Annotated in this window: 10 protein-coding genes; 6 read left to right on the forward strand and 4 right to left on the reverse strand. The window is 36.4% G+C overall.

Annotated features, from left to right (window positions below; translation table 11 throughout):
* Positions 1 to 5: 5 nt before the first annotated feature.
* A complete protein-coding gene (gene pntB, locus QE177_RS06950; protein ID WP_280552139.1) occupies positions 6 to 1394 on the forward strand; it encodes a Re/Si-specific NAD(P)(+) transhydrogenase subunit beta in 1389 nt (462 codons plus the stop codon).
* A 22-nt stretch (positions 1395 to 1416) separates the two neighbouring features.
* Here the strand turns inward: pntB and uspE are convergent, their stop codons facing one another.
* Both uspE and QE177_RS06960 read right to left on the reverse strand, forming a co-directional pair.
* On the reverse strand, positions 1417 to 2370 hold the full coding sequence (gene uspE / locus QE177_RS06955; protein ID WP_280552140.1) for a universal stress protein UspE: 954 nt from the start codon (positions 2368 to 2370) through the stop codon (positions 1417 to 1419).
* Positions 2371 to 2508: 138 nt separating this feature from the next.
* Complete coding sequence (locus QE177_RS06960) at positions 2509 to 3255, reverse strand: FNR family transcription factor (RefSeq protein WP_280552141.1); 747 nt, start codon at positions 3253 to 3255, stop codon at positions 2509 to 2511.
* A 474-nt stretch (positions 3256 to 3729) separates the two neighbouring features.
* Here QE177_RS06960 and QE177_RS06965 point away from each other — a divergent pair, with 474 nt between their 5' ends.
* The 5 genes from QE177_RS06965 to ahpF all read left to right on the forward strand — a co-directional run bounded on the left by QE177_RS06965 (position 3730) and on the right by ahpF (position 8625).
* On the forward strand, positions 3730 to 4353 hold the full coding sequence (locus tag QE177_RS06965; RefSeq protein WP_280552142.1) for a hypothetical protein: 624 nt from the start codon (positions 3730 to 3732) through the stop codon (positions 4351 to 4353).
* Positions 4354 to 4481: 128 nt separating this feature from the next.
* A complete protein-coding gene (locus QE177_RS06970) occupies positions 4482 to 5501 on the forward strand; it encodes an NAD(P)H-quinone oxidoreductase (protein ID WP_280552143.1) in 1020 nt (339 codons plus the stop codon).
* 43 nt (positions 5502 to 5544) lie between these two features.
* Positions 5545 to 6189 (forward strand): hypothetical protein, encoded by a 645-nt coding sequence (locus QE177_RS06975; RefSeq protein WP_280552144.1) that lies wholly within the window; start codon positions 5545 to 5547, stop codon positions 6187 to 6189.
* A gap of 216 nt (positions 6190 to 6405) precedes the next feature.
* Positions 6406 to 6993, forward strand: coding sequence for an alkyl hydroperoxide reductase subunit C (gene ahpC, locus QE177_RS06980; RefSeq protein ID WP_280552145.1), 588 nt, complete (start codon positions 6406 to 6408; stop codon positions 6991 to 6993).
* Positions 6994 to 7062: 69 nt separating this feature from the next.
* Complete coding sequence (gene ahpF / locus QE177_RS06985; protein WP_280552146.1) at positions 7063 to 8625, forward strand: alkyl hydroperoxide reductase subunit F; 1563 nt, start codon at positions 7063 to 7065, stop codon at positions 8623 to 8625.
* A gap of 113 nt (positions 8626 to 8738) precedes the next feature.
* Here the strand turns inward: ahpF and QE177_RS06990 are convergent, their stop codons facing one another.
* A complete protein-coding gene (locus QE177_RS06990; RefSeq protein ID WP_280552147.1) occupies positions 8739 to 14003 on the reverse strand; it encodes a pentapeptide repeat-containing protein in 5265 nt (1754 codons plus the stop codon).
* 257 nt (positions 14004 to 14260) lie between these two features.
* Positions 14261 to 14707 carry a hypothetical protein gene (locus tag QE177_RS06995; protein WP_280552148.1) on the reverse strand — a complete coding sequence of 149 codons (447 nt, stop codon included), beginning with the start codon at positions 14705 to 14707 and terminating at the stop codon, positions 14261 to 14263.
* Positions 14708 to 14727: the final 20 nt, after the last annotated feature.

Consider the following 14727-nt stretch of genomic DNA (forward strand, 5'->3'; position numbering starts at 1 on the left):
AAATTATGTCGAGTGGAATGGTAACAGCAGCATATATTGTGGCGGCTATCTTATTTATTTTCAGCCTAGCTGGTTTGTCTCGTCACGAAAGTTCTAAACGCGGTAATATATTGGGTATTACCGGAATGGCAATTGCTTTAATTGCAACTATCTTAGGTCCCGATGCGCATAATATTGGCTGGATTATTATTGCAATGGTTATTGGTGGTGTTATTGGGGTGCGTTTAGCAAATAAAGTCGCCATGACTGAGATGCCAGAACTGGTTGCTATTTTGCATAGTTTCGTCGGTTTGGCTGCTGTTTTAGTCGGTTTTAATAGCTTTATTGCTCATGAAGTATTTTCAGAAAATATAATGGAGAATATTCATCTGACAGAAATTTTCCTAGGTATTTTTATTGGGGCAGTAACATTTACTGGCTCAATTGTTGCTTATGGTAAATTATGCGGCAAAATAGCATCTAAACCCTTAATGCTTCCTAATCGCCATAAACTTAATTTATTGGCGTTATTAATTTCATTTATTTTGCTAGTTATTTTTGTCAAAACGACAGCTATTGGCTTGCAAGTATTTGTCTTATTAATGATGACCATCATTGCCTTAGCATTTGGCTGGCATTTAGTCTCTTCAATTGGTGGTGCAGATATGCCAGTTGTGGTATCAATGCTGAACTCTTATTCAGGATGGGCCGCCGCTGCTGCAGGTTTTATGTTGAGTAATGACTTGCTAATTGTTACTGGGGCGCTAGTGGGTTCTTCAGGTGCGATTTTATCTTACATTATGTGTAAAGCCATGAATCGCTCTTTTATTAGTGTCATTGCTGGCGGGTTTGGTACTGATGGAATATTAGTGGATGATGAACATAGTCAAGGAAATTATCGTGAAACCACAGCGGATGAGGTGGCTGAATTATTAAAAAATTCCCATTCGGTAATTATTACTCCTGGCTATGGAATGGCGGTGGCACAGGCTCAGTACCCCATCCACGATATTACACTAAAATTACGTGAAAAAGGGATTAATGTTCGTTTTGCAATCCATCCTGTTGCAGGACGTTTGCCTGGTCATATGAATGTATTATTAGCTGAAGCCAAAGTACCTTACGATATCGTTTTAGAGCTCGACGAAATAAATGATGATTTTGCTAGTACAGACACAGTATTAGTGATTGGGGCAAATGATACTGTTAATCCAGCAGCACAAGATGATCCTAATAGCCCGATAGCGGGTATGCCTGTCCTGGAAGTTTGGAAAGCGCAAAATGTGATTGTATTTAAACGATCAATGAACACGGGTTATGCTGGCGTTCAGAATCCATTATTTTTTAAAGAAAATACCCAAATGCTATTCGGTGATGCAAAAGTAAGCGTAGAAGCTATTTTGCGTGCTTTATAAGATTTTTAATAATCTCATGGCTCTATTTGGTAGGGCCATTTGCTGGGTTTATTGGACAAACAAAACCATCCGGTTTAATGGCCAATAAATCACATCTTAACTTATCAATGATCTGTTCAGCGGTATTGCCTAAAAACGCCGCCGAAATACCTGTTCTACCTAAAATACCCAGTACAACAATACCTGCATGTAATTCGTCACAGATTTCAGGGATTATTTTCTCAACGGGTCCTTCAACAACATGAGTATATTTTTCATCTATGGTAAATTTTTGTCTTAATTTTTTCATCGCAATAAGATGTTGGCCCCGCAAGGCCTGATTGTAGATATTTGGATCAAAATCCGGTAATTCAATAGCAATATTTATTGGGGCAACAGGGTAGGCACTCACGAGATGTATATGTGGACTTTTAACAATCCTATGACTAATATTTTTCGTTTCCTTGATTAATTTAATATTAAGTTTCTCATGATAGGATTCTTCGTTAGATAAATTAACTGCAACAACAATAGCACCATCGTTAGGCCATACTTTGTCTTTTACCATCCAGACTGGACAAGGACATTTACGTAGTAAATGCCAATCAAGGGGGGTAAATATCATGGCATCAAAGCGATCATTTTGAGGAGCCATTTTTAATAATAAATCATGTTTATCGGCAATAACTTCTTGAATAATTGCTTCATAAGGTTTGTTATGCCATATCACTTTGATTTCAATATCAATGCCAGCCTCTAAATAGTAGTGTGCTTGTTGTTTTATCCATACTTTTCGCTGACTAATAACACCTTTGCGCATTGCATTGCGTTCTTCTGGTGATAATAAGGTTGTCATGTCATAAGAGAGATCATAGATCGGCAAGAAAGCCTTAATGCGTCCACCATTGCGTTGTACTATATATACAGCACGTCGGAGTGCAGGTTGGTCATCCTGATTTGGATCGATAGCAACTAACAGATTCCGGTAATTAGCCATAATGGTTCCTCTAAGAGGCTGAACAACATTTATATCACTAAAGATAAACCAATATGGGTTATGATAATAGATAGTAATATAGCCAAATCACAAAAAAATAATAAGTTAATGTGATCTGGCCTACATTTATGAAGATGTTTAAGCTGAGGTTTTACCCGCAATTTCGGTCAGCTTATACATATCATTAATTGTGATATATTTACCTTTGACACTGAGAGTATAATTTTTTTGGAAGCGACCCAATAAACGACTAATTGTTTCAACGGTTAAACCGAGATAATTACCAATATCACCTCGAGTCATCGTTAGGCGAAATTCTTTTGCTGAGAAACCACGTTGAGCAAAACGACGAGACAGATTATAAATAAAAGCAGCTAATCTTTCTTCAGCATTTTTTTTCGAAAGCAGTAATATCATCTCTTGATCATCCTTAATTTCACCACTCATCAATCTCATTATTTGTTGCCGCAAATTAGGCATTTTACCTGAAAGGTCGTCGAGTGTTTCAAAAGGAATTTCACAAACCATTGAAGTTTCAAGAGCTTGAGCAAAACTTGGATGTTGATTATGGATAATAGCATCAAAACCAACAAGATCACCGGCTAAATGGAAACCGGTAATTTGTTCATCACCTTCCTCGGTAATAGTATAACTTTTTATAGTACCTGACCGGATGGCATAAAGTGATTTTAATTCATCACCCGCTTTAAATAGGGTTTGCCCTTTTTGGATTGGTTTTTTACGTTCAATAATATTATCGAGTTGATCCAGTTCATGTTCATTCAATGTGAATGGAATACAAAGCTGGCTAATACTGCAGTCCTGGCAATGGATAGCGCAGCCACCAGACTGGATTCGGCGAACAACGCGTTTTTCTGGGATCATATTACTTGACTCATTATGATAAGAAATATTGATTTTAGTCAATTTTAACACATATTCTGCGCTTGAGTAAAAGAATTAATAATTAGTTGTATTTTTATTTAACTACTATTATCAATATAAGCAGTTCACTTGACAGTCATTTATTTTACTTAAGCTAATTGTTATAACTTATAGAAAAGTAAAAATAAAATCAAATTTTGTCTAATAATATATTAATTTTTAATTAGTTTTGAAAATGTGGTTATTTATAATTTTAAACTTTATTTATTTGTTTTTAGTAAAATTTATTTTCTAATAATATTACTTAATAAAGTTTTTTTATTATAAAACATATTCATTCGGATAGATTTTATTAATCAATATATGATTTAGAAACGACGTTTTTTTAAAATTTTACCAACTAATAACTTATAGAAATAGTTTTATTGGTGTTTTATTATTTTTTTATAGTAAATAGTTTAGAGGTGGTGAATAGTGAAAGGTTGGCAGTTAGGCATTGCTATTACCATCATATTGCAGATTAAGGAGTGTTATGCTGTAACGCTATTTTTTTCTTATCCGCAAGCAATATCATGTCCATTCTTAGCGCAGCAACGTGGGTCTGACAATTTTTATCCACCACTTAGTAATGAAAATCACGTTTTTAGTCAAAAAACGAGGTTTATACCAACTTTACAGGCTAACAAAAAAACAACAATAAATTCTATGTCAATGAAGTGTTATATAAATTATCTTATCAATATGAAAAATCAATATAAATCGCCATCGAATTTAACAATAAGTAATATATGTAACTCAGTAAGTGACACTGTCACTAAAGCCTGTTTAAAACAACAAAAAAATAATGTAAATGATAAGTTGAAGGTCAATTTTATTACAACAAATAACACAAAGAAATTTTATTTTAATAATCTAAATCAGTTTTTTAGTAGTAGAGAATTAAATAGAATGAAAAATTTTGATGCTATGGAAATTGAGTTTTATATAAATTATAAAATAAATCATAAAGTTAGTCTTGGAACGAGATTTCTTAACGAAATAGATGGTATTAATTATAAATTAACTAAATTTGACTTTATTGCTCAGTGGCATTTCTGATCAAACTTTTCATTTTTTATATATAGTCAAAAGATAATATTAAATATTGGTTAAATTATTAGAGGAAAATTTTACGGCTCTCAAGTACAATAATCAGTTGACTGGCTCAGCAACGGAGTTACTATTGAATGCCGCACCATCATATAGATACTTTACCAAAAACGATGCTTGCCATCGAAATTGTGGGGCCAGGCGGCCCAGAAAAACTTAAACCCACCCAATTACCACTAATAAAACCACCAAAATCTCATTTACTTGTTAAGGTTGCCGCTGCGGGTGTAAATCGTCCAGATGTTTTTCAGCGTATGGGGGTTTATCCACCTCCAGCAGATGCATCTCCAATACCAGGATTAGAAATTTCTGGTCAAGTTGTTAGTGTCGGAGAAGGTTGTCAGCGTTGGAAAAAAGGCGATAAAGTTTGTGCTTTAGTTGCCGGAGGAGGATATGCTGAATACTGTTTGGTGCATGAAGCTATCGCTTTACCTATTGGTGATCTCAGTTATATCGAAGCGGCGGCACTGCCAGAAAACTTTTTTACTGTTTGGGCTAATGTTTTTCAAATTGGTCAACTTAAAAAAAATGAAACTGTTCTCATCCATGGTGGTACCTCTGGTATTGGTAGTGTCGCTATTATGTTAGCGAAAATTTTTGGTGCTAAAGTATTTACAACCGTTGGTTCAGTGGAAAAAATGAAGGTGGCTTCTTCTTTAGGCGCTGATAAAGTTATTAACTATGTAACAGACGATTTTGCTGAAAAAATAGCTCAATATACCCAAAATAAAGGGGTCAATATGGTGGTTGATCTGATTGGTGGCGATTATGTGAATAAAAATTATCAAATTGCCGCTAAATATGGCCGTATCATTCAAGTTGGTATGATGCGTGGGGCACCTCAGCAGGTAAATTTGATGCCATTAATGGTTAAACAATTAGTTCATACGGGTTCAACAATGCGAGCAAGGACGTTAGTGGAAAAAATAGCCATTGCAAACGCGTTAGAAAATAAAGTTTGGCCATTGATTAATACAGGTAAAATCAACCCTATTATTGCTAAAACGTATCCATTAGAACAAGCAGCAAAAGCGCATCGTTTTATGGAGTCAGGTGATTTAATTGGTAAACTAGTATTAGTTAATGAGCACTTTTGATATTGTTTTTTAGTATCGTTTTCATCTTACTGAGAGCTATTTTATGATTAAATATGTATTATTAAATTACATGAATAAACAGTCTAATTACCTAAAATTACTTGTTATATTATTACCTTTACAAGTTTTCGCTTATGATGAACAAGCTTCGTTAGAACAGTATCCGACAAAAGATATTGTGGCATATTTTAAGCAAGCACAACAAGAAGGCTTAACTGGTATTGCTCAAAAAAGCAAGTCGGTCTATGCGCGGCTAGCAACGCCGGGTGAAATTATTAAGACCATTATTAAAGGCGTTGGAACTGAGGGTATATCACCGCCAGCTCAAGAGGGTGATTGGGTGGTGGAAAATATTTGTCCAGCCACAGGTAATGAGCAATATCTGGTTAAAGAAGCAAAATTTCACCAATATTATCATGATCCTGTTACCGTATTAGGTAAGCCCAATTATTTACGTTTTATTCCTACTGGTAAAATGATGAATTATTTTATTGTACCAGAAACCGAATCGGCGTTTACCTTTATTAATAGTTGGGGGAAAAAACAATTATTACGTGCAGGCGATATTCTTATTCAGCCTGTTAGTCAGACTCAAAGTTTTTATCGAGTGCCAAAGCAGTCATTTTTATGTACATACAATATTGTTGTAACTGCACACAAAACGCCAAATGATCTTGCCAGTAATTAGCAATTGGTACGGTGATACTGATTATTTTCTAATTGATATCCTTAAAATTAATCAGACACATCATTTTTAAGTGAAAATCGACTCATTCATCGGTTTTTTGTATCTTATATTTTCTTACAATAGGTAATACCTATTGAATTAATAGTAGAAAGGAATTAGACGTAATATCTTTATGTTTATACATTAAGTACATATCAAATAGAAGGGAGCAGTAAAATGTCTTTGGTTAATACTGAAATTAAGCCTTTTCAAAATACCGCCTTTAAAGATGGAAAATTTATTGAGATATCTGAAAAAGATATAAAAGGTAAATGGAGCATTTTTTTCTTTTATCCTGCTGATTTTACCTTTGTTTGCCCAACTGAATTAGGTGACTTAGCTGATCATTATGAAGAGTTCCAGAAATTAGGCGTCGAAATTTATTCTGTTTCAACGGATACCCATTTTACTCATAAAGAGTGGCATAGTCACTCAGATACGATTGGTAAAATTAAATATACCATGATTGGTGATCCAAGTTGGACATTAACGCGTAATTTTGAAGTGATGCGTAAGTATCAAGAAAATGATGAACAGAAAGAATTAGGATTAGCGGATCGTGGTACGTTTATTGTTGATCCGAAAGGTATTATTCAAGCAGTAGAAATTACTGCTGAAGGTATCGGACGTGATGCATCCGATCTATTACGTAAAATCAAAGCTGCGCAATATGTCGCAAGCCATCCAGGGGAAGTCTGTCCCGCCAAATGGAAAGAAGGAGAAGCTACATTATCGCCTTCACTTGATTTGGTAGGAAAAATCTAATTAAAAACTTTGTGAGTAATTTTACTGTATTCGGGTGCATTAGCACCCGTTTTTTTCGGGGATAAAGCAATGCTTGATAGTAATATGAAATCTCAACTTAAAATCTATTTAGAAAAATTAATCCAACCAGTTGAGTTGATTGCAACATTAGATGAAAGTGAAAAGTCTGCCGAGATAAACGCATTATTACAGGATATTAGCACACTGTCAGATAAAATAACTTTTATTACAGACAATAATTTAGCGGTACGTAAACCGTCATTTTTAATTACTAATCCGGCTAAAGATAGCGGATTAAGGTTTGCCGGTTTGCCGTTAGGCCATGAATTTACCTCATTAGTTTTAGCATTATTGCAAGTTGGCGGTCATCCAGCAAAAGAAGCGGTAGAAGTATTAGATCAAATCCGTCAATTAACAGGACAGTTTCACTTTGAAACCTATTATTCATTGTCATGTCATAATTGCCCGGATGTTATCCAAGCTTTAAATTTAATGGCAGTTTTAAATCCTAATATTACACATACTGCTATCGATGGTGCTATTTTTCAGTCGGAAGTACAGCAACGAAATATTATGGCAGTGCCTGCCGTTTTTCTAAATGGTAAAGAGTTTGGGCAAGGGCGAATGACTTTAAGTGACATTGTCACTAAAATTGATGTTAATGCTGAAAAAAATGCCGTCCAAAAACTGAATCAACAATCGGCTTATGATGTTTTGATTGTTGGTAGCGGCCCGGCTGGTGCTTCAGCCGCCATTTACGCCGCTCGCAAAGGCATACGTACCGGTATTATTGGCGAGCGTTTTGGTGGGCAAGTGTTAGATACAATCGATATTGAAAATTATATTTCTGTATCGAGAACCGAAGGGCCAAAATTAGCTGCTGCACTACGTAGCCATGTCAATGATTATGATATTGATATTATTGATTCACAAATGGTGGCAAAACTCATTCCTGCTAATGTTGCTGGTCAGTTGCATAAGATCGAAACCGTATCGGGCGCTACTTTAAGTTCTCGCAGTATTATTATTGCAACAGGAGCTAAGTGGCGCGATATGAATGTGCCAGGCGAAAAAGAATATCGTACCAAAGGGGTAACTTATTGCCCCCATTGTGATGGGCCGTTATTTAAGGGCAAACGAGTCGCTGTGATTGGTGGCGGTAATTCTGGCGTTGAAGCCGCGATTGATCTTGCTGGCGTTGTTGAGCATGTGACTTTATTAGAATTTGCCGCAGAAATGAGGGCAGACGCGGTATTGCAGCAGAAATTAGCGAGTTTAAGCAATGTCGATATCATTTTACAAGCTGAAACCTTAGCAGTAAAAGGGGATGGTGTAAAAATGACTGGCTTACAGTATAAAAATCGATTGGATGGCTCGCTACATGATTTAGCGGTGGCTGGAACTTTTGTCCAAATTGGCTTATTACCTAATACCCAATGGTTAGATGGTGTAATAACACGTAATGCAATCGGTGAAATTCAGGTTGATGACAAAGGTGAGACCAATATAAAAGGCATCTTTGCTGCCGGCGATTGTACAACTGTTCCTTATAAACAGATTATTATTGCGGCGGGAGAAGGGGCGAAAGCATCACTTAGTGCTAGTCAGTATCTAATGAACAGCATGCAATAAAATAGTTATTGCGCATAATCATCCTATATCGATTATTTCAATCATCAGCAACCCCTTGTCAAGGGGTTGTTTTTTTTATTCAATTATTATTGAAACACTTACCGGCAAAAACTTTACCGCCAGGCTGGAGGGATAATTTTACACAAGGTTTCATTACACTGTTGTTTTGCATAAGTAGTCATACTATCATATAAAAGTGCGCTACAAGTGAAGGTATTTTCTGTTCCTAGTAATCGATTTTTCCAATCTTTGAATATATGGTGACCCAGCAGTGTTGGATCTAATTGATGGGCTTTTTCCATTAAGGCATAAGCATAATAGCGCAGCATTAATGGAGAATTCCGCGCAGTACCAAAAATGGCACTGGAGGAATAGCGGGTAAAAACCGTTGATAAAGCGAATAGATGCTCTGCTTTAGTTCGATTGGTACTTAATGCCAGATCAAATAAATTGATAATTTTCTGGTAATGCTGTTGTTGCAGGCTATAACCTTTTTTAAAATCAAGCACTGGAGAAAAAATCTTACTTAATTCTTGTTGAGCAGCGTTATCTATCAGCTTTGAGGTATAGTTGTGGGAATTTAGGGCATCAAGAAAGAGTGGTTTTAGTCGGTTTCCCAAATCCAGTATTTCAATTAATTTATTAACGTTTGTTGAATGTAAGCTATAGGTAAATGGATGGGAAAATAAAGGGAATTCTTGCTGATAGCATTGGCTAAGATTATATTCAGTTGGACTTAAGCAGCGACCATCTTGGAAAAGGAAAATATTATTCCATTTTGTGTTCGGGTTGGAATGTAACATCTGGCTGAGGTCATTTTCAGCCACCACAAACACTCTATCTGGTTTTGTGGGGGATAATAGCAGATAATTTTGCGCATCTTTATCTGACCAATCGGCATTACCTGCATAATCACCAAAAATACCTTTAATTTCATCATATTGTAACTGTTGCTGTATTTCAGGTAACGCTAGGTATTTTTCATATAAACTATGAGCCATACCCACATTGTTGGTATTAATATCCTGTGTTCTGGCTGCCAGTATGGTTTGAATAAAGCCACTATTCAATTTGTCGGAGATCATCAGATAGGGGTGTCGGTCGAAATAGTGGAGAAAGTTATTGATAATGGTCGGATGAGCATCCAGCTTACTGAGTAAATGCAATGCATAATCTGCTAGATAACTTGTTATCAATTTATCAACAAACTGATTAATCTGTTGATTTTTATTAAAAGGCGCCTTACTGAAGGTATCTAATAGCGGCAATGCGACGCTGGAGAGATTAATGTTAGGTTGGTCAAGAGAATGAATTAATTGCAAAGCCAGTTTAGTCTTTAGTTCACTATAGTGGTCATCGATACTGTCAATACTGGTTAATAAACTACCTTGGTTATTGAAATGATTAAGTTTAATATCAAGATCTGTTGCATCCCAACGAACAGGAAGAGCGAGGGTTAAACTATCATTTAGTATTGCGCCGGCAAAGTTAGTCTGATTAATATCGAGTTCACGCAAAATAACATCATGCAGATCAATATTGTTCAAGTTAACTTTATTTAGGGTCGCACCGGTTAAGTTGGCACCAGCTAGGTTAACGCCAACTAAATTAGTCTCGGTCAAATCCGCTCCAGCCAAATTAGCTTTGCTAAGATTAGCATTAGTCAGGTTTGCTATAAACAAATTAGCCCCTGTCATGTTAGCTTCAGTTAGATCAGCGGCATTCATATTGGCTAAGAGTAGTTTAGCATTAGCTAAATCAGCTTGTATCATCTTAGCTTTGTTCAAATTAGCATTAGTTAAATCCACATTTATCATAATAGCTTGGCTTAGATTAGCTTTGGTAAAGAGTGTTTCAATGACCGTTGTATTAGTCAAGTTAGCCTGAGTTAAGTTAGCTTCTGTCATTTTGCATCTAGCTAAAGTAGCTTCAGTAAGATCAACCATCTTCATCTCAGCTTGAGTAAAGTTAATTGTTAACAAATTAGCTTTTATCATTTTGGCTTGGTCCAAATTAGCTTTCATGAGGTTGCTATTAGTCAAGTTTGCTTTTACTAGCGAGGCGTTAGTCAGATTGGCGCTAGTCAAGTTTGCATTTACTAATTTGGCGTTAGCCAGATTAGCTTTCGTTAAGTTAGCGGCTATCATCGTGGTTTTATTCAGGGTAGCATTGGTTAGATTAGCTTCAGTGAGATTAACAGAGTTCATTTCAGCTTCAGTAAAGTCAACGTTAGTTAACTTGGCTCCTGTCATTTTGGCTTCATTCAGCATAGATCGCGTCAGATTAGCATTAGTTAGATTAGCTACGGTAAGATTTACTGAGTTCATTGTAGCTGAAGATAGGTTAGCCTTGGTCAAATTCGCTCCTGTCATCTGCGCTTCTTCCAGGATAGAATTGTTTAAATTAGCGTCAGTAAGATCAACTGAGTTCATCTTAGCTTGAGTAAAGTTAGCGCTAGTCAAATCTGCGTCTTCCATCCGGGCTTGGTTCAGGTTAGCCTTAGTTAAATTAGCGCCATTCATCTTAACTTTAGTTAGATTAGCTTCAGTTAGGTTAACGTTAGTTAAAATAGTATTGTGGAAATTAGTCCCATAAAGATTGCCGTGAGAGAAATTTTTTCTGTTATCGACTAAATAAACAGTCAGATCGAAATAGCTTAAATTTGCTTTTGGTAAGTTAATGGAAGCACTTGTGTTTTTTAAAAACCATTTTACTGCTGCCAATGACTTGTTTCTTTCTATTTCTATTTCAACTTGCTCTTCAGTCTTCCAGTTTTGAGTAGCTTGTTTCGTTCGCCACTTTTGCGCCGCCATTTTAGAGCCTTTGCCGCCTAAACCTTGAGTTTTTAGATGATAAAGGCGTTCTTGCAGCCGCATAGGCGCTAATGTTAGATTACCAGCGACATCACGATGATATTTTCGGCCATAGGGCATGCCGGTTGTTGGATTTAGCTGTACAAAGATATCTTTACCCTGTTGTTTACCGATATTCACGACTTGAACAGTTTTTTTTAGCTCAGGCCGGTAGGCGGTTTCAATTTTTTCTGGCTTAAGCGGCAGAGTTTGCGGAAAATTTTTTGCTTGCTTTTCTAGCGCTTCGACCAGGGGAGTTAAGCCAGGATTTTTTTGGCTTAAATTGATGGCCGCCTCTTTTAAGCTATTGATACCTTTTAGGCCACCCAATGTCAGCAATTCAACCCCTGGGTCTGCGCTACGAATAAAGCTAGTTCCTAATCCAATGTAAGTGTCTGCTGGTACACTTTTTGCGATATGGGGTATGCCGGCACTCACAAACTGCTTGCCACCATGCTTTATAGCCTGAGCAATTGTTGCCTGTTTTGCTGCGATTGAAAGCCCCTCAGTGGCTGCTTCCCCCATCGCAATACTAAATCGACCACCGATTTGCAGTCCTTTTGCCAAAAAGGGTAAAAAACTTAAGATATCAAAAACTCCAGCGACGATAGCTTCTCTGACTTTGCCTTTTTGCGCCTCAGTAATACAAGTATAAAATGGAATAAGACTTAAGAAAAAAGCATCGACTTTTTGGTGGGTGGTTTTTTGATAACCTTCATCATGGAGTTTTTTAAACAGCTTGTTAGCATGTAATGCCGCCAATTTTTCTAACGCTATTTTCGGCTGTTCAGCTGCTTTTTTTAGTAAGGTGGGGGAGTGGATCTTCAAGGCAAAATTTTTGTTATGGCGGGTATTTTTATGATCTTTTATTAAATTAAAGATTAGCTCTCGATTGCGGTCAACACGTGTTAATTTATAGTTAGCCATTTTTTGATCTTTCTGCAAGGCATAAAGACGCTCTTCTCCGTTAAACGAAAAACTGAGCATATCAATTGCCTCAGGCACAGGAATAATGAGGCCATTGTTAGCAACTAACCCGGCTACGCCGGGTGGCAAAGAATGAATGCCACTATCTCGGGCGTTATATTCAACTTTGATTTGATTTATTTCTGCTTGTTGCAGAAATTGTTGTTCTGCTGTACTCAGTGAATTAAACGCTTGAGGTAAAAGAACATAGTCGGTTTGCATAAAAATATCAGCGATATGTTGATTTTGCTGGGTAAAAATCTCATCGATATTGGGTAATAAGGTTATCTCTCCTTGATTATTGGGATATTCAACCTCTCTATTTTTATATAAGTAATTATTTAAGCAATCTTCGGCAATATCATGTTGTTTTAATTGTTGACGGGCAAGCGCTGGCCGGCTTTGCCAATCTTGTAATAACTGACTGAGTTGAATAAAAGGATTATTCTGACTGAATTGATGTAAGTAATGAAAATATTGCTGATAAAGAGTTTGTCTATCTTGTTCAGATAGTTGCGCGATATCTTGTTTATTTTCAGGATCTAATTGGTTATGGATGGTAGCGGGTAAATTAAAATAATAAGAATATGCAGCTGTTGTTTTTCCTGCCTGCAAAAGACTGTCTAGTAACATGCCAGTTGTAATAATATCATCCAGCGACATTTTATCAATTTCAGCACCATTTTCTATCAATAACATCGCACCGGCATGCAAATAACCCCATTGCGCTTGATCTAAAGTCATTTTTTGTAGTTTTTCATGCTCAAGTGGGGTGTTAAATTGCAACATTAATGTTGGCATCACTCGTTTCAGAACATGTTGTTGATAATAATTTTTGGCTTCGGCAGAGAGGTAGCCAAATTCGGTTTTACGGTTTAATTGGTCGAATTGATATTTTTTTAGATCTGCATAATTCAATAATGAAATAGGGTTTGCTTTATTATCAGCGATTTGCTTCGATAGCCATTGATCGGAGGGCATACCTAATATCGCCAATTGTAGCCAATCCGCAATAATAGCTTGTTGGCGTTTTGGCGGAATTTTCTCTCCCTCACCAGCGCCATATTCATTTAATGGAATTAATAATTGCTTAACAAGGATTGCTATTTTTGTTTCGTCGTTTTTATATTTTGCCAGATAATCAATGAGTTCATTAACCAAATTAGGCGGCGGGCGGTTTTTACTATTCTGATTTACGTTATCACTTTCTTTAGCCAGAAAGAGTTGTAAAAGTTTATTCTGTTCACGATAAGCTAGTTGATAAAAAAATGCAGTTTCTGAAGCGGGTAAAGTGATATTTATCGACCGGCTTGGCTTCATCAACAAAATATCAACAGTATTGTCTGATTGGTCAGAACTTATATTGGCGCTACTTTCAGTTGCAGCGGCCGGTTCTTCGTATTGTGATGTATTTGCTGATATTTTTTTACTTTGCAGGATGGGCTCACCCAAATCGACTTTATCACTCGTCGTGTTCTCAATGTTGCTTTTATTATCGGGTAAAGGTTCAGAGGCAAAAGGTAACCAGGAAGATGGTAGGGTTGAAGCTATAGTTGGCATTAACAATCCTTTATTTTTCAATAAAAAAACAATTAATAAATAAAATGTTAACAACGGCAAGTTTTCGTTAACAATTATGTGCTGTAACAAAAGTATTGCTATTGGAATATTGACCGATATCCCACTTATTTTAATCATGTTGATGGTGAGGAGCATTTAGAGGGTAGTGGAAATAAGTTATACAGGATTATATTGAACTAATAGGGTGTTTATGTTGATAGCAGAAGCCATCCGCTAATGGATGGCTTTTTTTAAAGTTAGGAATAATCGATAAAATCTAAATTATGTTTTAAGTTTCTGGTGCGTAATAATTGATGGCGTAGTTCTTCTAAAGAAACATGAGGGCAAGTTATTGCTGGGATCGGTGTTGTCATCGCTGTTGCTGGTATTGGGGCAGATAATTTTTTGGCTCGTTCAGCGGCTTTCATTAACTCTTCCACTTGATCAAGTGTTGCTTTTGCGGATTCTGTATCTAAGCTCCATTTATTAAACCAGTGGGCGACGGCAAATGGATCTACACGTGAAATATCAACAGCACCATATTGCATACGATAAATAACGACATGTTCTAGTTTTTCCTGAAAACCTTTCGACTCAATACTATAACGCCAATACCAAATATCACAGCGACATAAAAAATCTTTATCTGGATAAATAATATACTGTTTATATTGATCTTCCGAAGCGGAACCAGAACCTAACACAGCATCTAAACCATTTGTTG

Origin of the sequence: Arsenophonus sp. aPb, assembly GCF_029873475.1 — a bacterium.
Taxonomy (GTDB): Bacteria; Pseudomonadota; Gammaproteobacteria; order Enterobacterales; family Enterobacteriaceae; genus Arsenophonus.

Excerpts from the sequence above, each read along its gene's own strand:
- ahpF (WP_280552146.1), top strand. The coding sequence starts at position 7,063 with ATGCTTGATAGTAATATGAAATCTCAACTTAAAATCTATTTAGAAAAA.
- QE177_RS06960 (WP_280552141.1), bottom strand. The coding sequence starts at position 3,255 with ATGATCCCAGAAAAACGCGTTGTTCGCCGAATCCAGTCTGGTGGCTGC.
- uspE (WP_280552140.1), bottom strand. The coding sequence starts at position 2,370 with ATGGCTAATTACCGGAATCTGTTAGTTGCTATCGATCCAAATCAGGAT.
- QE177_RS06970 (WP_280552143.1), top strand. The coding sequence starts at position 4,482 with ATGCCGCACCATCATATAGATACTTTACCAAAAACGATGCTTGCCATC.
- ahpC (WP_280552145.1), top strand. The coding sequence starts at position 6,406 with ATGTCTTTGGTTAATACTGAAATTAAGCCTTTTCAAAATACCGCCTTT.
- QE177_RS06975 (WP_280552144.1), top strand. The coding sequence starts at position 5,545 with ATGATTAAATATGTATTATTAAATTACATGAATAAACAGTCTAATTAC.
- QE177_RS06990 (WP_280552147.1), bottom strand. The coding sequence starts at position 14,003 with ATGCCAACTATAGCTTCAACCCTACCATCTTCCTGGTTACCTTTTGCC.
- pntB (WP_280552139.1), top strand. The coding sequence starts at position 6 with ATGTCGAGTGGAATGGTAACAGCAGCATATATTGTGGCGGCTATCTTA.